This is a genomic window from Streptomyces tailanensis (assembly GCF_008386495.1).
In the GTDB taxonomy this organism is placed as follows: Bacteria; Actinomycetota; Actinomycetes; order Streptomycetales; family Streptomycetaceae; genus Streptomyces; species Streptomyces tailanensis.
Genome location: NZ_VTHJ01000029.1, coordinates 79,608 through 98,123 on the forward strand (window position 1 = coordinate 79,608; position 18,516 = coordinate 98,123).

The window sequence follows — 18,516 nt, forward strand, 5'->3', positions numbered from 1 at the left end:
TCACATGGGGTAGACGGGTCGTCAACAAGTGGCGCGCGAGGGATTGACGGCCTTGCTGACAAGTAGTCTCATAACGGTGACCGCACCCGTACTACGAGGTGGAACAGCCCATGACGACGGTGACCTCGAAGACCTCCGTGTCCGAGGCGGAGGTGCTCCGCGACGCGCTGGGCCTCCTCAAGGACCGGGAGCAGGTGGCCGAGCGGCTGCTCGCCTCCTCCGCGAAGCACTCCTTCGACCCGGACAAGGAGCTGGACTGGGACGCGCCCTTCGAGGAGGGCAAGTGGTTCTGGCCGCCGGAGCTCGTGTCGCTGTACGGGACGCCGATGTGGCGGCGGATGTCCGAGGAGCAGCGGATCGCTCTGTCCCGGCATGAGGCGGCGGCGCTGGCCTCGCTCGGCATCTGGTTCGAGATCATCCTCATGCAGCTGCTCGTACGGCACATCTACGACCGGGCCGCGACCAGCGCGCATGTGCGCTACGCGCTCACCGAGATCGAGGACGAGTGCCGGCACTCGAAGATGTTCGCCCGGCTGATCGCCAAGGGCGGGACGCCGTACTACCCGGTGAGCCGCCTCCACCAGAACCTCGGCCGCCTCTTCAAGACGATCTCCACAACCCCGGGCTCCTTCACCGCGACCCTCCTCGGCGAGGAGATCCTCGACTGGATGCAGCGGCTGACCTTCCCCGACGAGCGGGTCCAGCCCCTGATCCGGGGCGTGACCCGCATCCATGTGGTGGAGGAGGCCCGGCATGTCCGCTACGCCCGCGAGGAGCTCCGCCGCCAGATGGTGACCGCCCCGCGCTGGTCCCGCGAGTTCACCCGCGTCACCTCCGGCGAATTCGCCCGCGTCTTCTCCGTCGCCTTCATCAACCCCGACGTCTACCCGAACGTCGGCCTCGACCAGCGTGAGGCCATCACTCAGGTCCGCGCCAGCGCCCACCGCCGCGACATCATGCAAACCGGCGCGAAACGGTTGACGGACTTCTTGGACGACATCGGGGTGCTGAGGGGTGTGGGGCGGAGGATGTGGAGGTCGTCGGGGTTGCTGGCGTAGGCAGGGACGCGGGAGAGCTCGGGGCTGAAGGTGCCTTGGCGGCTGCGGGTGGTTCGTGGTTGCTCGCGCAGTTCCCCGCGCCCCTAAAAGACACGGCCCTGCGGGCCGCTGAAAAGACTGGGGCGAAGCCCCGTCTTTTCAGGGGCGCGGGGCTGTGTCGATTTGCGGCTCCGCCGCGTGGGCGCGACAAGCCCCCACCCACCCGCACCCGCCCACGCACCCCACCCCCGAGCTCGAAGGCGCAGCGGGGTCGAAGGGGCAGCCGCCCCTGGATGGGGGCACCTTCCGCTCGAGCGAAGCCGAGAGTGGGGGAGGGACGGGTAGGGGCGGCGGGGGCGAAACAACCCCCACGGCTACGCTGCGAGGTATGACGCCCGACGCCCCCACCCGCGCATACCGCCGCCTGAGCGTCGAAGAGCGCCGCAGCCAGCTACTGCATGCCGCACTGAACCTGTTCGCACACCACACCCCGGAGGACGTCTCCCTCGACGACGTCGCGGAGGCGGCCGGCGTCTCCCGCCCCCTCGTCTACCGCTACTTCCCCGGCGGCAAGCAGCAGCTCTACGAGGCGGCCCTCCGCTCAGCCGCCGAAGAGCTGGAGCACTGCTTCGACGAGCCGCCCGAGGGCCCCCTCACCCTCCGACTGACCCGCGCCCTCGACCGCTACCTGGCCTTCGTGGACGAACACGACACCGGTTTCAGCGCCCTCCTCCAGGGCGGCAGCGTCGTGGAGACCTCGCGGGCGACGGCCATAGTGGACGGCGTACGCCGGGCGGCGGCGGACCACATCCTGCGGCACCTGGAGATCGCGGAGCCCGGGCTGAGGCTCCGTATGACCGTCCGCATGTGGATCACCTCCGTCGAAGCCGCCTCCCTCATCTGGCTGGACGAGGGCAAACAGCCGGACGTGGCGGAGCTCCGGGACTGGCTCGTCGAACAGTTCGTGGCCTGCCTCACCGCGACCGCCGCACGCGACCCCCAGACCGCCACCGTCGTCCGGGCGGCCCTGGCCATCGAGACCCCCGACGGCGCGGTCAGCACCCTGGCCCGCCGCATCCTGCCCGTGGTCGGCGACGCGGCTCACCTGCTGTGACACTGGTCCGGTGAAGACCCAAGACACCCCCTTCGAGGGCGGGCCCCTGGACGGGCGCGTCCTGCCCGTGCTGCTCGGCATCACCGGGCACCCGCCGAAGACGTACCGGGTCCCCGTGCCGAACCCGGCCGGCGGCCCGCCGACCGTGCTGGTGTACCGGCGGGTCGACGCCGGCCGGGGCGGTTTCCTGCACCAGCTGTGGAAGTACGAGTACGCCCCCGACGCGGACCCGAGCCGCCGCCTGAAGTGGCCCTGGTCGTCCACGCGCAAGTCCCGCGAGGGGCAACCCGCCACGCCGCCCGAAAAGCCGCACCGCCACGACGAGTGACCCTGGTGGGCCGGACGGTCCACCCCGGCGCGCGCCCACCCCTCGCTCCTCCGATGCTGCCGGTGCGAGGTGGACGGCCCACCTGCGCACCGGAGGTGATGAAGTGTCAGAAAGGCTTCTGCGCCGGACATGTACGGCAGCGGTCGCGACCTTGGCGGCCGGCACACTCCTCACGACGACCCCGACCCCCGCCACGGCCACCCCGGCCGCTCCGGAACCGGCACCCAGCGACACGGCCGCCGACTCCCCGGACCCCCACTCGGACGCCGCCCCCGAGGACCGCTCGGTCGCCGACCTCCTCACCGAACTCCAGCGGCTCTACCGCGAGGCCGAGGAGGCCGCCGAGGACTACAACGCCACCGAGGAGGAGTTGGCCAAGCAGCGGGCCGAGGTCGCGAAGCTCGACCGGAAGCTCACCTCGGCCCGTATCTCCCTGTACGACAGCCGGGGCGCCGCCGGACGGTTGGCCCGGCAGCAGTACCAGAACAGCAGCACCGACCTCTCCCCGTACGTACGGCTGCTCCTCGCCCGCGACCCGCACCGCGCGATGGAGCAGGGCCATGTGATCGGACAAGTCGCCCGGGAACGGGCCCTGACCGTGGAACGGTTGGTCGGCAGCGAGCAGCAGACCGACGCCCTCGCCCGCAAGGCCCGCGCGGCCCTCGACCTCCAACTCACCCTCACCGAGCGCCACAAGAAGAAACGCGACGACGTACGCGCCCGCCTGGCCGAGGTCCAGAAGCTCCTCGCCTCCCTCACCGCCGAACAACTCGCAGGCGTCCAGAAGTTGGAGAGGGCCACCACTGCCGAGGCCCAGCAGAACCTCGTCACCTCCGGCGCCCTCAGCACCGCCCACCCCCCGACCGGCCCCGGCGCCAAGGCCCTGCGCTACGCCGTGGCCCAGATCGGCAAACCGTACGAGTGGGGCGCCGAGGGCCCGAAAACCTACGACTGCTCGGGCCTGACCTCCCAGGCCTGGTCCCACGCGGGCCACCCCATCCCCCGCACCAGCCAGGAACAGTGGTCCCGCCTCCCCCGCGTCCCCCTGGACCGCCTGCGCCCCGGCGACCTGGTCGTCTACTACCCCAAGGCCACCCACGTAGCCCTCTACCTGGGCGACGCCAAGGTGATCCAGGCCCCCCGCCCCGGCACGAAAATCAAGGTCTCCCCCATCGCGGCCAACCCGATCCTGGGCGCAGTCCGCCCGGACCCGAAAGCCAAACCCCTGAAACGCTTCAAGCCCCCAAGACTCCCAGCAAAGGAGAGCAAGGAAAGCTCGGACAGGGCCTATAACGCCTTGCAGCACTTGTGACAAAGGGGCGCGTGTGTGCTTTTAGGGGCGCGGGGCTGTATCGATTTGCGGCTCCGCCGCGTGGGCGCGACCAGTCACGAACAACCCGCAGCCTCAATCCCCCAACAACCCCTACGGCGATTAGGACCCGGCAACCTCAGAAAGGTACGCCCGAGTCTTCTCCGCCTCATAGAAGTACCCCTCGAAATCCGCCGGGTCGTCGAAACCATTGGCAAACCGATCCGCCACCACCGGCAGCCCCTCAGCGGCCCCGATCAACTCCAGAACATGCGAACCCGGCGGAGCCAACATCGTGTTGGTCCACTTAGTCACCGGCCCCACAATCCCCCAGAACCGCCCGAACGTCCGCCCCATCCACGCCTCATCGAACTCCTTGTCCCCGTGTTCGAGAATCGCGTCGAGATACACGGCCGCACACTTGGTCGCCGAGTTCGCCCCCTGCCCGGTGAGCGGGTCATTGGCCACGACCACATCCCCGGCACCCAACACCAGCCCCCCACCGGGCAGCCGCCCGACGGGATGCCGCACGGTCGGCGTGTAGCGGCCCGCCAACGCCGCACCCACGTCGGTCACCTCGACCTCGCCGGCCCGCGCGTACTCCCACGGGGTGTACCGCTCCATGAGTTCCAGGGTCAGTTCGAGATGCCGCCCGGCGTCCCGGACGCCGCCGAACACATCGAGCGGACCGTCGGGCAGCCCCAGCCAGAACAGGGCGTCGGCGCGCCCGGAGGTCGTGAGGACGGGCTGGACGATGAGTTCGCCGACGCCGGGCACCAGGTTGCAGCGGGCCGCGTCGAAGTCGGGGTGCTCGGGGCGGGGGCCGAGGCCGTGGACGTAGACGGCGGCGAGGGCGCGCTGCGGCTCGGTGTAGGGCGAGCGGGAGGCGTCGCGGCCGAACATCCGTACCAGTTCACCCTTGCCCGCCGAGACGACCACGAGGTCGTACATACGGGAGAAGTAGTCGAGGTCGGAGACCGCGGCGCCGTGGATGACCAGTTGGCCGCCGCGGTGGGCGAAGGTCTCCAGCCAGCCGGCCATCTTCACGCGCTGGTCGACGGCTTGGGCGTATCCGTTCAGTCTGCCCACCCAGTCCACGGCGCGCTGCCCGTCCGGGCCGGCGACGGAGACCCCGATGCCCTCGATCCTGGGGGCCTGGGACTCCCAGAAGTTCAGCCCGAGGTCGCGCTCGTGGCGCAGCGCCGAGTCGAACATGCACTGCGTGGACATGATCCGGCCGGTGCGTATCTCGTCGGGGGTCCGGTTGGACATCAGCGTGACCTCGTACCCGTGCGACTGCAGTCCGAGGGCCAGTTGCAGCCCGGACTGGCCGGCTCCGACGACGAGTATCTTCCGCATCCGGGCTGGGCTCCTCAATTCGTCCTCTTCGTCCCCCGAGTTCGTCCCCCGAGTCGGCGCAGTCGGCGGAGTCCGCCGACTGCCGGCCGGGACTACTCGGGGGTGACGGATATCGCGTGCGCGCACAGCGCGAGCAGGGTCTCCATCGCCGAGGCCCGCTTGCGTGCGTCCATGATCAAGACAGGTACATGTGCGGGCACCGTCAGCGCTTCCCGTACGTCCTCGGGGTCGAACCGCTCGCTGCCGTCGAACGCGTTCACCGCGACGACGTACGGCAGTCCGCAGCTCTCGAAGTAGTCGAGCGCGGGGAAGCAGTCGCCGAGGCGGCGGGTGTCGGCGAGGACGACCGCGCCGATCGCGCCGCGCGTCATGTCGTCCCACATGAACCAGAACCGCTCCTGGCCGGGCGTGCCGAACAGATAGAGGACCAAGTCGTCGGCGAGCGTGATGCGGCCGTAGTCCATGGCCACGGTGGTGGTGAGCTTGCCCGGGGTCGCGGAGAGGTCGTCCGTGGCGGCGCCGGCCTCGGTCATCAGCGCCTCGGTCCTGAGGGGGGTGATCTCGGAGACCGCACCGACGAAGGTGGTCTTGCCGACGCCGAAGCCGCCCGCCACCACGATCTTCGTGGCGATCGGAGCCTTGGAGAGGTCGGCCTGCCAGGGCTTCAGCTCCTCCTCGGGCTCCTCTTGAACGTCGGGCCCCGGCACGGGACGCGGCACGTCGACGCGAGGGGCGTTCACATCGACATCGACGCGGGGGGCGTCGTCGTCGACGCCCGGGGTGACGCCGGGCGAGGCGTCGGGGGTGACGCCAGGCGAGGCGGCGTCAGAGACGGCGGAGTCCACTCAGCACCCTTTCCAGCAGAGCGCGGTCCGGCTGTCCCGGTCCGTGACCTGTTCCGTACACACGGGTCTTTCCCTGGTCCGCGAGATCACTGAGGAGGACACGGACCACACCGAGCGGCATTCTCAGCAGCGCGGCGATCTCCGCCACCGTCCGCATACGGCGGCAGAGTTCGACGATGGCCCGCATCTCGGGCATCACCTTGGTGTTGAGTGAACCATTCTCCAACTGCGGCCGCTCCGCCGGGGCTTCCAGTACGGCGACGAACGTCTCGACGAGCAGCACATGACCGAAGCGCGTACGGCCGCCGGTGAGCGAGTAGGGGCGTACGCGGGCGGGTTTACGATCGCCGCCGCGCACCGGAAGCCGCTTCGAGCCGCCGCCCTTGCTGCCCTTGTGGGCACTCTTCTGCGTGCCCTTCGAGGCGCTCATCGCCGGCTCCCGGCCGCCTCGGTCTCCTTGTGGGCCTCGCTCTCCAACGACTTGCGCAGCTCGCTGCGGAGCTCGGGGGTCAGCACATGGCCGGCGCGGCCGACGAAGAGCGCCATGTGGTACGCCACCACGCTCATATCGCAGTCGGGGGCGCCGTGCACTCCGAGCAGCGAGCCGTCGCTGATCGACATCACGAAGAGGCTGCCCTCGTCCATCGCGACCATCGTCTGTTTGACCCCGCCGAACTCCATCAGCTTGGCGGCGCCGATGGTGAGGCTGCCGATGCCGGAGACGATGGTGGCCAGGTCGGCGGCGGAGCCCCGGGGGCCCTGGGGCCGTTCGTCGCGGGTCTCGCGGGCCGCGGCGTTTCTGCCGGGGTCGGAGGAGAGCAGGAGCAGACCGTCGGAGGAGACCACCGCGACCGACAGCAGTCCCGGCACCTCCTCGACGAGGTTCGTCAGCAGCCAGTGCAGGTTGCGGGCTTCACTGCTCAGGCCGTAGGTACTGGGCGCGGTCAACTGCTTGCCTCCTCGGAAGTGCCCCCCGTGGTGTCAACTGCCTCTGTCCGGTACTCACGTGTCTCGGGAATCCGTGTCTCACCCGACTGCTCGGCGATCTCGGCCTCGACGTCCCGGCGACCCTCCCTCGCCCCTTGGTGGAACCCGCCGAGCCGTCGCCTGAGCTCGTCGGCGTTCACGCCCCCGACACGCGGCCTGGGGGCCGTGGGCGGGGGTGCGGTGATCCTGGGCGTGCGCTTGGGCAGGCCCTTGTCGGTGAGGCGCGGCGCCTCCTCGTCCCGTGGCGCCCCCATCGTGCGCGCCGCGTCCCCCTCGTCGGCGGCGCGCTCGTGGGTGTCGGGTTCGTCGGCGGCGGTCTCCTCCGGGACCACGGGAGCGAACAGCTCCATGGTGGTCTCGGAGACGGACTCGCGCCGCGGCTCAGGCTCGGGATCGTCCTGCGACACGGTGTCGTCGTGCGGTACGGCGGTCTCGGCGGCCGTTTTCGAGGTCTCGGCGGTCTCCCGTGCTCCCAACGCCCGCTCCATCGCCTCGATGAGCGGGTCCCCGTCGCCCTCCGGCTCGCCCACGATGACCGAACGGCCGGTCAGGACACCGGAGTTGGCTTCGGTGTCGGCGCCCGGCAGGGACAGGGTGTGGGTGAGCCCGGCGGGGGTGCCGACGGGCACGCCGGGGGTGGGCGCCAGCAACGACTTGGGCAGCACGACGATCGCCGCGGTGCCGCCCCCGTCCTGCTTCTGGAGCCGTACGCCGGTGCCGAGCCGGTGGGCGAGGCGGGCCACGACGTACAGGCCGAGGCCGAGCCCCTCGCCGTCCTCCTGGTCGTAGGGGGCCTCGGGGTCGAAGTCGGTGAGGCGGGAGTTGAGCTTCGCGATCCGCTCGGCGGCGATGCCGATGCCGCCGTCCTGGACGGAGAGGGCGATCTCGCCGTTCTCCATCAGCCAGCCGGAGACCTCGACGGACATCTCCGGTGGCGAGAACGACGTGCCGTTCTCCATCAGTTCGGCGAGGAGGTGGCTGAGGTCGTCCGCGGCGAACCCGGCGACGTGCGCGGCCGGTGGCAGGGCGGCGATGCGTACGCGCTCGTAGCGCTCGATCTCGCTGACCGCGGCGCGGACGACGTCGACGAGCGGGACGGGTCCCGCGTGGTGCTGGACATGCTCGTGGCCGGCCAGGACGAGGAGGTTCTCGCTGTGGCGGCGCATGACGGTCGCGAAGTGGTCGAGCTTGAAGAGGGTGGCGAGCCGGTCGGGGTCCTGCTCGCGCTCCTCCAGCGACTCGATGACGGCGAGCTGGCGCTCGACGAGGCCGAGGGTGCGCAGGGCGAGGTTGACGAAGGTGGCGTGGACGCTGTGCCGGATCTTCGTCAGATGGGCGGTGGCCTCGGCGAGTTCGGCGCGCAGGCGGTCGCGGTCGTCGGCCATGGTCTTGCGCTGGCCGATGAGGTGCTTGCGGTCGCCCTCCAGGGGCGCGAGCCGCTCGTGCAGAGCGAGGGCGTGCGCATGGAGCGCGTTGACGGAGCGTACGACCTGGGCGAACTCGTCGTTGCGGCCGGTGAACCTGATGGGTTCCTCGGTGGTCGGGTCGCCCGCGAGCCGGGCCGAGCCGATGCGCACCACGGCGAGCGGGCGGGTGAGCGAGCGGGCCATGCCGGTGGCGATGCCGACGGCGACGAGCATCAGGGCGCCGAGGACGGCGATGCGGATCTCCAGCGCGGTGACGTCGTCGTCGCGCAGCTGGGCGAGGTCCTTGGTGCGCCGGTCGTAGAGGGAGGCCTCTGCGCCGCGCATCAGGTCGACGCGGGCGGAGAGCGCCGCGTTCACCTTCTTGGCGCTGGTGCCGGCCTCGCCGTCGGAGAGGGCGGGCTCGTCGGTGAGCTTCGCCAGGTAGGTGTCGGCGGTGTCCGTCTCGGGGCCGGTGACCGTGGAGTCGTACGAGGAGCGGGCGGCGGCGGGCGCGATCTCGCGGAAGTGGGCGAGGGCGGCGTCGGAGCGGACGCGGGCCTGCTGGGCGGCGGCGCTGAGGGCGTCGCGCCGCTTCTTGTCGGCGGCCGAGGCTCCGGTCGTGGTGGCGGGCAGGCCGGTGACCGGGTCGATGACGGTCTGGGTGGTCGTCGGGACGCTGAGCGCGGCGAGGAGCAGTCCGCGGGCGGCGGCGGCCTGCTGGACGGCGGTGTCGAGCTCGGCGAGCGCGTACGCGCCGCCGCCCGCGCGGGGCGGGATCTGCTCGGCCAGTTCCTCGGCGAGGGCGTGGAGTTCGGAGACGACGGCGGTGTACGCCTGGTGCGCTTCGAGAGCGGTGCTCTCTTCGGAGAGCGCCGCTTTCCGTACGCCGGCGATGGACTCGATGTCCTCACGCAGGGCGGCGGAGGTGTCGGTGTCCGCGCTCAGTTCCTCGATCTGGAGGTCGACGCGGTCACTGTGCTGCTTGCTCGGCGCGGCCGAGTCGGGCCGCCCGGCGGCGATGTAGGCAGTGACCTCGTCGCGCTCGTCGGCCAGCGCGTGGGCGAGCGTGAGGGTCTGCTGGGTCCGCTCGGCGAGCGTCACCAGGCTCTGGGTGTCGTGCAGTTGTTCCGAGGCGGCGAGGATCGAGGGCGCCCCCGCGCCCGCTATGGCGGCGGCGACGACGGCCACGGCCACGATGAGCCGGTTGCGTACGTGCGCCTTGCGCCCGGTGCCGACGGTGGGGGCCTGCCGCTGTGCCGCCCCCTGCTGGTTCGGGGAGGCCGCGGAGGCCGTCGATGCCGCCTTCTTGGCTGCCTTCTTCTCCGCGCGCCGAGGCCGCGTCTTCTGCACCGGTGCTCGCATTCCTGACTCGTGTACCCATGGGCCCGGGTGACGTTCCGTCAACTAGTCACTTGCGGCCAGTCACTTACGGCCGTCCCCCCGGTACGGCTCCCGACCCTCCCAGTGCCGGTGGGCAGTGGTCCCGCATCATCAGTCCCGCCACCCGAAGGAGTGAACATCCCCGGGGAGTTGGCGGGCAAGTTCCTCCGGCTAGCGCCGACGCCCCGGCACGCGGGCCGGTTGGACGTCGGCGACGCGCTTTGGCAGGATTCGCCGCCGCGCTTCACCACTGACGATCATTCCATGCCAAACCCGGCGCCCGGCCGGGAAGGTCCGGGCCGTACGGCAACCATTGTCGGCCTTTCCTGGATCTTGTGGAGGGTACGTGCAGACTGGCCGAATGCGCACTGAACTCGTCTCGGAGCCCGGCGACCCGACCCGCCCCAACGAGGACTTCGCGACGGTCGCGCTGCCCGCGGGAGGACAGGGCGGCACCCTGGTCCTCCTGGACGGCGTGACACCACCGCCCACCGATTACGGCTGTCGACATTCGGTCGCATGGTTCAGCTCCCGTCTCGGCGGCACCCTGGCCGAACTGTCCGTTTCGCAGCGGGATTCGCCGTTGCCTGACGTCCTCTCACAGGCCATCTCTCGTACCGCTGAGGCGCATACGCAAACCTGTGACCTTTCTCACCCAAGAACTCCACAGGCGACAGTGGTCCTCGTCCGCTGGTCGGCCGCGGCCGTGGAGTACCTGGTGCTGTCGGACTCGGCCCTGCTGTTCGAGGCACCGGACGGATCGGTGACGGCGGTCCTGGACGACCGCCTGTCACGCCTCCCGCGGGCCTCACTCGCCACGGCCGCCATCGCCGACTCCACCGTCCGGAACAAGGAGGGCGGCTTCTGGACGGCGGCGGCCGATCCGTCCGTGGCCGTCCGGGCGGTGACGGGGACGGTCCCCCGCGAGAAGGTCCGGGCCCTGGCCGCGCTGACGGACGGCGCGACCCGATGGGTCGAGCGCTTCCGGGAGGGCGACTGGGGGGACTGCTTCACGTTCATGCGAAAGGAGGGTGCGGGAGCGCTGGTGGAACGCGTACGGGAGCTTGAACGGGCCGATGTCGGGCGACGGCTCCTCGGCCGGAGCAAGACGCACGACGACGCAAGCGTGGTGTTCGCGGAGTTGTGAGGGCAGCCCGGGTCCTCAGCCGTCGGCTCGGCGGTTCAACTGGTGCAACAACCGCGCCAGTTCAGCCACCTCGTCGCGGTCCCAGCCCGCCAACTGCCGTACGTACGCCACGCGCCGCGCGTCCCGTACCGCCCGGAATCGCGCGCGTCCCTCGTCCGTGAGGTGGACGAGCCAGGCGCGGCCGTCGGCGGGGTCGGGTTCGCGGGCGATGAGGCCGAGGTGTTCGAGGGCACGGAGCTGGCGGGACATGGTGGCCTTGCCGACACCGATGTACGCGGCGAGTTCGGTGGCACGGAGGCGACCGGCCTCGTCGAGGCGGGCGAGGAGACCGTACGCGGCGGACTCCAGGTCCGGGTGGACCGCCCGGGCCATCTCACCGGACTTGGCGCGGGCCCGCCGCAGCAGGACCGTCAACTCCCGCTCCAGCGCGAGGAAGGCCTGGTCCATGCCCCCCGCCGACAGCCCGGTCCCCACACCGCTCCCGTCGCCGTTACCACCCTCGTCGTGCACGTCAGCGCTCCTGTTTCCGTTCCCGCCGTGACCGGGTTCTCGCCTTGTCCGGGTTCTCGCCGCGTCCCGTGTCTCGCCTTGTCCGGGTCCGCCGACGCCAGTATTTCGCAGCCTCGGACCGCCCTCGTGCCACACCCCGGCACCCGCTTGACAAGCGAAAAGGCCCGGCATCCCGCAAGGGACCCGGGCCTTCCGCCACCCAGTGGACGTCCGTCACGCCGCCCACCGGAGTCATCGGGCTGAAGCCACTCACGCCGCCGCCGTCGAAGCTCTCGGCGGCGCGGCCGGTCAGGCCGCGACCGGGACTTCCACCTCCGCCGGGGCAAGGGCCAGGTCCAGGACCTGGCGGACGTCTGTGACGGCGTGGACGTCGAGCTTGTCGAGGACCTCGGCGGGGACGTCGTCCAGGTCGGGCTCGTTGCGCTTGGGGATGATCACGGTGGTGACGCCGGCCCGGTGCGCGGCGAGCAGCTTCTGCTTGACGCCGCCGATGGGCAGGACCCGCCCGGTCAGCGAGACCTCGCCGGTCATCGCCACGTCCGTACGCACGAGCCGGCCGGAGAGGAGCGAGGCGAGAGCCGTCGTCATGGTGATACCGGCACTCGGCCCGTCCTTGGGCACGGCCCCCGCCGGGAAGTGGATGTGCACACCCCGGTCCTTGAGGTCGGCGACGGGCAGCTCCAGTTCGGCGCCGTGCGAGCGCAGGAAGGAGAGCGCGATCTGCGCGGACTCCTTCATCACGTCGCCCAGCTGCCCGGTGAGCGTCAGCCCCGCCGCGCCCGTCTCCGGATCGGCCAGCGACGCCTCGACGTACAGCACGTCGCCACCCGCCCCGGTGACCGCGAGCCCGGTCGCGACGCCCGGCACGGCCGTACGCCGCTCCGCCGGGTCCTGGGCCGACTCGGGCACATGGTGCGGGCGCCCGATGAGGCCGCGCAGATCGCCGTCCGTGACGGTGAACGGCAGCTCCCGCCGGCCCAGTTCGTGCTGGGCGGCCACCTTGCGCAGCAGCCGCGCGACGGCCCGCTCCAGGTTCCGTACACCCGCCTCGCGCGTGTACTCACCGGCGATCCTGCGCAGCGCGCTCTCGTCGAGCGTGACCTCGTCGGCGCCGAGTCCGGCCCGCTCCAACTGCCGCGGCAGCAGGTGATCCCTGGCGATGACGATCTTCTCGTCCTCCGTGTACCCGTCCAGCCGCACCAGCTCCATCCGGTCGAGCAGCGCCTCCGGAATCGCCTCCAGCACATTGGCCGTGGCGAGGAAGACGACATCGCTCAGGTCCAGCTCCACCTCCAGGTAGTGGTCCCGGAAGGTGTGGTTCTGGGCGGGGTCGAGCACTTCGAGCAGCGCGGCGGCGGGGTCACCCCGGAAGTCGGACCCGACCTTGTCGATCTCGTCGAGCAGGACGACGGGGTTCATGGACCCGGCCTCCTTGATGGCCCGCACGATACGACCGGGCAGGGCCCCGACGTACGTACGCCGATGCCCGCGGATCTCCGCCTCGTCGCGCACGCCACCGAGGGCGACCCGTACGAACTTCCGCCCCATGGCGTGCGCCACGGACTCCCCGAGGCTGGTCTTGCCGACGCCGGGCGGCCCGACGAGGGCGAGCACGGCACCTCCGCGCCGCCCGCCGACGACGCCCAGCCCCCGGTCGGCACGCCGCTTGCGCACGGCGAGGTACTCGGTGATGCGCTCCTTCACGTCCTCAAGACCGGCGTGCTCGGCATCGAGAACACCCTTCGCGCCCTGGATGTCGTACGCGTCCTGGGTCCGCTCGTTCCAAGGGAGTTCGAGGATGGTGTCGAGCCAGGTCCGGATCCACCCGCCCTCGGGTGACTGGTCGCTCGACCGCTCCAGCTTGTCGACCTCCTTGAGAGCGGCCTCGCGGACCTTCTCGGGCAGGTCGGCGGCCTCGACGCGGGCCCGGTAGTCGTCGGACTCCTCGCCCCCCTTCTCCCCGTTGAGCTCGCGCAGTTCCTTGCGTACGGCTTCGAGCTGCCGCAGCAGCAGGAACTCCCGCTGCTGCTTGTCGACGCCCTCCTGGACGTCCTTGGCGATGGTCTCCGCGACGTCCTGCTCGGCGAGGTGGTCGCGCAGCTGCTGCGTGGCGAGCTTCAGCCGGGCGATCGGGTCGGCGGTCTCCAGGAGCTGGATCTTCTGCTCGGTGGTGAGGAAGGGCGAGTACCCGGAGTTGTCGGCGAGCGCGGACACGTCGTCGATGGCCTGCACCCGGTCCACGACCTGCCAGGCCCCGCGCTTGCGCAGCCAGCTGGTGGCAAGCGCCTTGTACTCCTTGACGAGTTCGGCGACATGCCCGGGCAACGGCTCGGGCATACCCACCTCGACCCGGGTCCCCTCGACCCACAGCGCGGCCCCCGGCCCGGTGGTCCCGGCCCCGATCCGCACGCGGCTCCGGGCCCGGACGAGCGCCCCCGGATCCCCGTCGGCAAGCCGCCCGACCTGCTCGACGGTCCCGAGCACGCCGATACTCGCGTACGCCCCGTCCACCCGCGGCACCAACAGCACCTTCGGTTTCCCGGGCTCCGTCCGCGCCTCCGCCTGCGCGGCCTCCACCGCGGCCCGCACATCCGTGTCATTGAGGTCCAGCGGCACCACCATGCCGGGCAGCACGACCTCTTCGTCGAGCGGCAGTACGGGCAGGGTGAGCGGTGCGGACGGAGCGTACTCAGCAGCCATGATCTTCCTCTCGACAATCAACTTGAGTTACATGGACTCAATGCATGTGAGCCTCCCAATATTCCCTCGCAAATGTTCGCTATTAGCGATCACAACTCGACCTGTCTATGCGGGTAGACCTCGCACTTTCGTGAGCCTGCGCTCACGTGCCTCTCCCAAATGGAGCTACAAGTTCTAGCCCTGAGACCCGGTGGAAAATCACTGAGGGAAAACTGCGAGCAGCAGCTCACCAGGCACCCCGCTCGCTGGCCCAGCCTGGAGAGGACAGCGGTGTCCTTTACGCCACTAGTCACAGCGGATCCGGGAGAGCCCGTCCCAGGCGGGCGAGTGGGGACAGAGCCATCAGCACGGGAGACAGCAGCATGCCTGCGGCCGTCACCAGGAGGCTGGTGCGCAACCCCCACTGCTCCGCGAGAAATCCGCCGAGCAGGGAGCCGAGCGGGGTCAGGCCCATGCCGACAAACGTGATCGTGGCGGCCGCGCGGCCCTGTATCCCGTCCGGGGTGACGGCCTGCCGAACGGCCATGACCGTGACATTCACCAACTGGCCGCCGGTCCCGAACACGAAGCTGACCGCAAGGAGCGCGGAAACCGTCACGGCAGAGGAGCCGTGCAGTGCGGGCACACACAGGAACGCGCCGTCGCCGAATACCGCCGCGAACACGAGCACCGGGCCATAACCGAATCGGCTCGGCAGGCGGGCGGCGAGCATCGAGCCCAGGAGCGCGCCCGGTCCCGTCGCCGCAAGCGCCAGGCCGACGGCAGTGCCCGACAGGTGCAATTCTCGCGGCAGGAAGAGCAGATAGACGGTCATCATGGCCGCGAAGGAGAACTGGAAGGCAGCCGAGGCGAGGCACACGGTCCGCAGCGAAGTTTCGCCGACCACGAAACGGAGGCCCTCATGGATCCGCCGCCATACCCGAGGGGGACGCTCCGAGCGCTCCGGGATCGATTCGGTCCGGCGGATCCGGCGAATCGACAGGAACGACAAGGCAAAGCACAGCGCGCTGGAGGCAGCAGCGATCGGCGCCGACAGCAGTGACACCAGAGCGCCACCGAGGGCGGGACCGACAATCTGGGCCGCGGACCGGCTGCCCTCGAGCGCACTGTTGCCCTGCACCAACTGATCGCGTTTCACCAGCCCTACGAGAGACGCCTGGTATGCCACGTCGAAGAACACGGACAGGGCCCCGACGACGAAGGCGACCACGAGCAGCGCGGGCACGCCGAGCCAACAGAAGAGGCCGGCCACGGCGGCGGCGCCCAGTGCCAGGGTCCGGCCAGCGTCCGTCAGCACCATCACAGTGCGGGTGCGCCACCTGTCCACCCACGCGCCGACGAAGAGCGAGAGCAGCAGGATCGGCGCCTGCCCCACCGCGCGGAGGACTCCCAACTGGCCGCCACTGGCGTTGAGCGTCAGGACAGCGAAGAGCGGCAGAACCACCAGGCTTGCATGTTCACCGAGTTGGGAGGCCGTCTGCCCCACCCAGAGTCTGCGGAAGTCGCCGTCCCGCCACAGGCTTGACGGAACAGGTCGATCGGAATCGGATACAGCGGAGGAAGCGGACGGCACAGGAGTCCCTTGGATTGCCGACAACGAGGCCCGACGCCCAGCGCACGACAGATGCGCCGACGGTTCAGGCGGGGGAAGGCTCGCTATGCCGCAACATCAAGGGCAGCACGCGATGACAGGCCGATCACGGCCTACAACGTCAACGCGCGCTCGGACGACCGGGCATGTCTTTCACTCCTCGTGGGAAACTCGCTGCACCCAAACGCTAGCCCTCGGCGGCTCAGCGCGAAAGGCGATTTAGGGCCTGTTCTGAGTTGAAATCACAAGAGGGTTGGCAGGCTGCGTAGCCAGAGGATGGATCCGCGCAGGTGGAGCCCAGCGGCATCGCTCTCGGGCGTCTTGTCGTAGCGGGTGGCCAGCCCCCGCCATTCCTTGAACTTGTTGATGCCGCGCTCGACGGTGTTCCGATCTTTGTAGAGCGTGTCGTCGTGGCTGACCGGGCGGCCGCCGGAGCATCCCTTCTTCTTGCGGTTGGCGGCCTGGTCGGTCTTCTCCGGGATCACCGCCTTGATGCCGCGTTTGCGCAGGTGGGCGCGGTTGGCACGGGAGGAGTACGCCTTGTCTGCGGCGACCGCGTCCGGCCGGGCCCTGGGTCGGCCGACCGGGACCCGCACCTTGATCTTGTTGAGGACGGGGATGAAGCGCGGGCTGTCCGCGGCCTGCCCGGGGATGAGGATGATGGACAGCGGGCGGCAGCGCCGCTCAACGGCGAGGTGGACTTTGCTGGTGAGCCCGCCCCGGGAGCGGCCCAGTTCAGCGGCCCGCAGCCGGGCCCTGCGGCGTCGGCGCACGGCGCGGCGCCGTTCCCGCTCGGGGTCCTCCCTGACCGCGGCCCCCTCGCCTACGGTGCCGTTCTGGCCCTTCGCCGCAGCCCCTTTTCCTCCGCCATGGCCTTCTCCAGGTCCTCAAGGAGTTCCGGGCCGACACCATGCCCGCCGCGTGGTGATGCGCGCGGGAAACGGTCGAGTCCACGCTGACCAGGCTGAGATCGACGTCGTCGCGAGCCGCCGCCTCGGCGATCATCGCGTCCATAAGGGTCTGGAAGACCTCGTCACGCGACCACATCCGGAACCGGCCGTAGATCGTTCGACCAGGAGCCGTAGCGCTCCGGCACTCACCACGAGTCACGCGACCGGTCTACCGCACCCGGCACCCTTCCGAAGCGGGAATGACCGATCCCGTGATCTCAACTCAGAACAGGCCCAAGGCCCGTGGCAGACGGCCGGGCTCCAGTCCGGCATGCCGTTGCGCCTCCGGCCCAGCGGGAGGACCACACCTCACCGTTCCACCGAAAATGCAATGTGAACCTGCGCGGCTTCGGCGGCTGACGGCCAGAGCAAACATGCGGGTGCGGCCCAGCCGGGTGCTGTTGTACTCGGCGAGTTTCACGAGCGCCGCGAGACATCTGGGCCGTCGACTCGAACTCCCGCGAGAAGAACCGCTCCCGGTCGCTCTCGTCCATGCGGGTGGCGTCCCGCCAAGTGGTGTAGCGGATCAAGGCGCCGGAATCCGCAGGTCATCGGCGCGGTTCGGGGCCGCGCATGGTCTGACGGCTGGTCAGCCGCTGTGCGATCCGGGCGCCGTGTCCGGTGGGGTGGCCGACGCGCGGCTTACCGGAACGCGTCGAGCAAGGTCGCTTACACCACGAAGCGGGACGCGACCTCCATGCGCTCCAGCACCTCGACGAGGAGGTCCTCCCTGCTGCGGAAGTGATGCAGCAGGCCGCCCTGGGTGATGCCGACGTCCTTGGCGATGCGGGCGAGGGAGGAGGCGTCGAAACCCCGCTGGGCGAAGTGCGCGACGGCCGCGTCGAGGATCCGCGACCACCGCTCGTCCCCGGCGGCGTACGTGCCACGCGCAACGGCCCGCCCAGCGCCTTCCGGCCCGCGCTTCCGCACCATGCCGGCCACTCTAACGCTCGCCCGGACGACCTCGAAGGCTCTCGCAAACCGGCGGTTACACGAGTCAACACCACCCTCCTTTCAAGCCATCTGCCTTGTGATTGTGGCCACTTGACCAATACCTAGTACCCACTTGGTTTTGCTGCTTCCCTGAACGAGCGTCTCTGATCGGCTTGGGTTTCCTGGGTGATCCCGGGTGCTGGGGACCGTTCTGGAGGGTGACTCTGCCGTGGCCATCGTGGGATGGGGGTGGTGTGGGCGTGGCGGTGGAAGCCTGCCCCGAGTCTGGCCCCGCCTGGCTGGTGTGGCCGGGTGGGGGTGCCGGTCGTTGTCGGTCCCTGCTGCCGTGACCACCGCTGGCTGCGGTGGGCCGGGTGCGTGGGGGTCCGCCCCGCCGGACGCTTTCCACCCGGCGCTCGGCCGGGTAGGGCGGGGAACCTGCGCCGCTTCCCGGGCACAGGGTGTCTGTTCGTGGGGCCGCTCTTGGTGCGGTCCCGGGTCTGGTGCTGGACCTGGCTGGCCTGGTCCAGGGTGTCAACCACCGTACGGATCACAAGGGTTCCGCTGGTGCGGTCGAGGCGGGTGGTGTGCTGGTGGGTCAGGCCGCGGGCACCGATGCGCTGCCAGGCGGCGTTGTCCCGTCCGGTGCTGTACCCGCACGCCTCGTTGGGGCAGGTCGCCCACGCCCAGCCCGCCCGCGGATCGTCGGGGGCGCGGTGGTGGCGGACGGCGGTCAGGCAGTGCGGGCAGTACTTCGACGTCCCGCGCGGCGGCACGATCACCACGGCGATGCCGTGGGCGGCGGCGGTGTGCCGGACGTGGCTGACGATCGCACCGCGCACCGTCTGCGACAGACGCGTGTTCAGGGTGCGGCCCTTGCCGCGGGCTTCCATGTCGCGGAGGTCTTCGAGGTAGATGAC

The 18,516-nt window shown here is 70.4% G+C and carries 15 protein-coding genes and 1 pseudogene; 5 read left to right on the plus strand and 11 right to left on the minus strand.

Translation table 11 applies throughout. From position 1 onward, the window contains the following. Positions 1-110: 110 nt before the first annotated feature. The 4 genes from F3T56_RS23525 (at position 111) to F3T56_RS23540 (ending at position 3,791) form a co-directional block, all read left to right on the plus strand. Positions 111-1,058 (plus strand): AurF N-oxygenase family protein, encoded by a 948-nt coding sequence (locus tag F3T56_RS23525; protein ID WP_149827354.1) that lies wholly within the window; start codon positions 111-113, stop codon positions 1,056-1,058. Between the two features lie 367 nt (positions 1,059-1,425). Then, positions 1,426-2,151: a TetR/AcrR family transcriptional regulator gene (locus tag F3T56_RS23530; RefSeq protein ID WP_149827355.1), complete on the plus strand. Its 726-nt coding sequence runs from the start codon at positions 1,426-1,428 to the stop codon at positions 2,149-2,151. A gap of 10 nt (positions 2,152-2,161) precedes the next feature. After that, complete coding sequence (locus tag F3T56_RS23535; protein WP_149827356.1) at positions 2,162-2,479, plus strand: hypothetical protein; 318 nt, start codon at positions 2,162-2,164, stop codon at positions 2,477-2,479. A gap of 103 nt (positions 2,480-2,582) precedes the next feature. Beyond that, positions 2,583-3,791: a C40 family peptidase gene (locus tag F3T56_RS23540; protein WP_149827357.1), complete on the plus strand. Its 1,209-nt coding sequence runs from the start codon at positions 2,583-2,585 to the stop codon at positions 3,789-3,791. Positions 3,792-3,911: 120 nt separating this feature from the next. On the opposite strand, the gene F3T56_RS23545 is transcribed toward F3T56_RS23540, so the two are convergent. The 5 genes from F3T56_RS23545 to F3T56_RS23565 form a co-directional block, all read right to left on the minus strand. Next, a complete protein-coding gene (locus F3T56_RS23545; RefSeq protein ID WP_149827358.1) occupies positions 3,912-5,147 on the minus strand; it encodes a styrene monooxygenase/indole monooxygenase family protein in 1,236 nt (411 codons plus the stop codon). Between the two features lie 92 nt (positions 5,148-5,239). Beyond that, positions 5,240-5,992 (minus strand): GTP-binding protein, encoded by a 753-nt coding sequence (locus F3T56_RS23550; RefSeq protein ID WP_149827359.1) that lies wholly within the window; start codon positions 5,990-5,992, stop codon positions 5,240-5,242. Continuing rightward, complete coding sequence (locus tag F3T56_RS23555) at positions 5,973-6,422, minus strand: DUF742 domain-containing protein (protein ID WP_149827360.1); 450 nt, start codon at positions 6,420-6,422, stop codon at positions 5,973-5,975. Before F3T56_RS23555 ends, F3T56_RS23550 begins: the two co-directional genes overlap by 20 nt. Further along, positions 6,419-6,940, minus strand: coding sequence for a roadblock/LC7 domain-containing protein (locus F3T56_RS23560; protein ID WP_149827361.1), 522 nt, complete (start codon positions 6,938-6,940; stop codon positions 6,419-6,421). The genes F3T56_RS23555 and F3T56_RS23560 overlap by 4 nt, the downstream gene beginning before the upstream one ends. Then, positions 6,937-9,735, minus strand: coding sequence for a sensor histidine kinase (locus F3T56_RS23565; protein ID WP_149827362.1), 2,799 nt, complete (start codon positions 9,733-9,735; stop codon positions 6,937-6,939). Before F3T56_RS23565 ends, F3T56_RS23560 begins: the two co-directional genes overlap by 4 nt. 391 nt (positions 9,736-10,126) lie before the next feature. Here F3T56_RS23565 and F3T56_RS23570 point away from each other — a divergent pair, with 391 nt between their 5' ends. Further along, on the plus strand, positions 10,127-10,912 hold the full coding sequence (locus F3T56_RS23570) for a protein phosphatase 2C domain-containing protein (RefSeq protein WP_149827363.1): 786 nt from the start codon (positions 10,127-10,129) through the stop codon (positions 10,910-10,912). Between the two features lie 15 nt (positions 10,913-10,927). Here the strand turns inward: F3T56_RS23570 and F3T56_RS23575 are convergent, their stop codons facing one another. The 6 genes and pseudogenes from F3T56_RS23575 to F3T56_RS48100 all read right to left on the minus strand — a co-directional run. Continuing rightward, complete coding sequence (locus F3T56_RS23575) at positions 10,928-11,422, minus strand: MarR family winged helix-turn-helix transcriptional regulator (protein ID WP_149827364.1); 495 nt, start codon at positions 11,420-11,422, stop codon at positions 10,928-10,930. A 288-nt stretch (positions 11,423-11,710) separates the two neighbouring features. Continuing rightward, a complete protein-coding gene (gene lon / locus F3T56_RS23580; protein ID WP_149827365.1) occupies positions 11,711-14,122 on the minus strand; it encodes an endopeptidase La in 2,412 nt (803 codons plus the stop codon). A 289-nt stretch (positions 14,123-14,411) separates the two neighbouring features. Then, positions 14,412-15,695 carry an MFS transporter gene (locus tag F3T56_RS23585; protein WP_149827366.1) on the minus strand — a complete coding sequence of 428 codons (1,284 nt, stop codon included), beginning with the start codon at positions 15,693-15,695 and terminating at the stop codon, positions 14,412-14,414. A gap of 260 nt (positions 15,696-15,955) precedes the next feature. Beyond that, positions 15,956-16,790: pseudogene (locus F3T56_RS48095) on the minus strand (IS5 family transposase); the annotation flags it as partial. 542 nt (positions 16,791-17,332) lie between these two features. Further along, the gene (locus tag F3T56_RS23600; RefSeq protein ID WP_246203782.1) at positions 17,333-17,596 is read right to left on the minus strand and encodes a TetR family transcriptional regulator; all 264 of its coding nucleotides are present in this window, start codon (positions 17,594-17,596) and stop codon (positions 17,333-17,335) included. Between the two features lie 122 nt (positions 17,597-17,718). Then, positions 17,719-18,516, minus strand: a 798-nt coding sequence (locus tag F3T56_RS48100) for a zinc ribbon domain-containing protein (RefSeq protein ID WP_246203783.1), incomplete at its 5' end; no start/stop codon positions are given.

What these genes read in the sequence shown, in the direction of transcription:
- lon (WP_149827365.1), bottom strand. Translation starts at nt 14,122, where the DNA reads ATGGCTGCTGAGTACGCTCCGTCCGCACCGCTCACCCTGCCCGTACTG.
- F3T56_RS23530 (WP_149827355.1), top strand. Translation starts at nt 1,426, where the DNA reads ATGACGCCCGACGCCCCCACCCGCGCATACCGCCGCCTGAGCGTCGAA.
- F3T56_RS23555 (WP_149827360.1), bottom strand. Translation starts at nt 6,422, where the DNA reads ATGAGCGCCTCGAAGGGCACGCAGAAGAGTGCCCACAAGGGCAGCAAG.
- F3T56_RS23600 (WP_246203782.1), bottom strand. Translation starts at nt 17,596, where the DNA reads ATGGTGCGGAAGCGCGGGCCGGAAGGCGCTGGGCGGGCCGTTGCGCGT.
- F3T56_RS23525 (WP_149827354.1), top strand. Translation starts at nt 111, where the DNA reads ATGACGACGGTGACCTCGAAGACCTCCGTGTCCGAGGCGGAGGTGCTC.
- F3T56_RS23570 (WP_149827363.1), top strand. Translation starts at nt 10,127, where the DNA reads ATGCGCACTGAACTCGTCTCGGAGCCCGGCGACCCGACCCGCCCCAAC.
- F3T56_RS23545 (WP_149827358.1), bottom strand. Translation starts at nt 5,147, where the DNA reads ATGCGGAAGATACTCGTCGTCGGAGCCGGCCAGTCCGGGCTGCAACTG.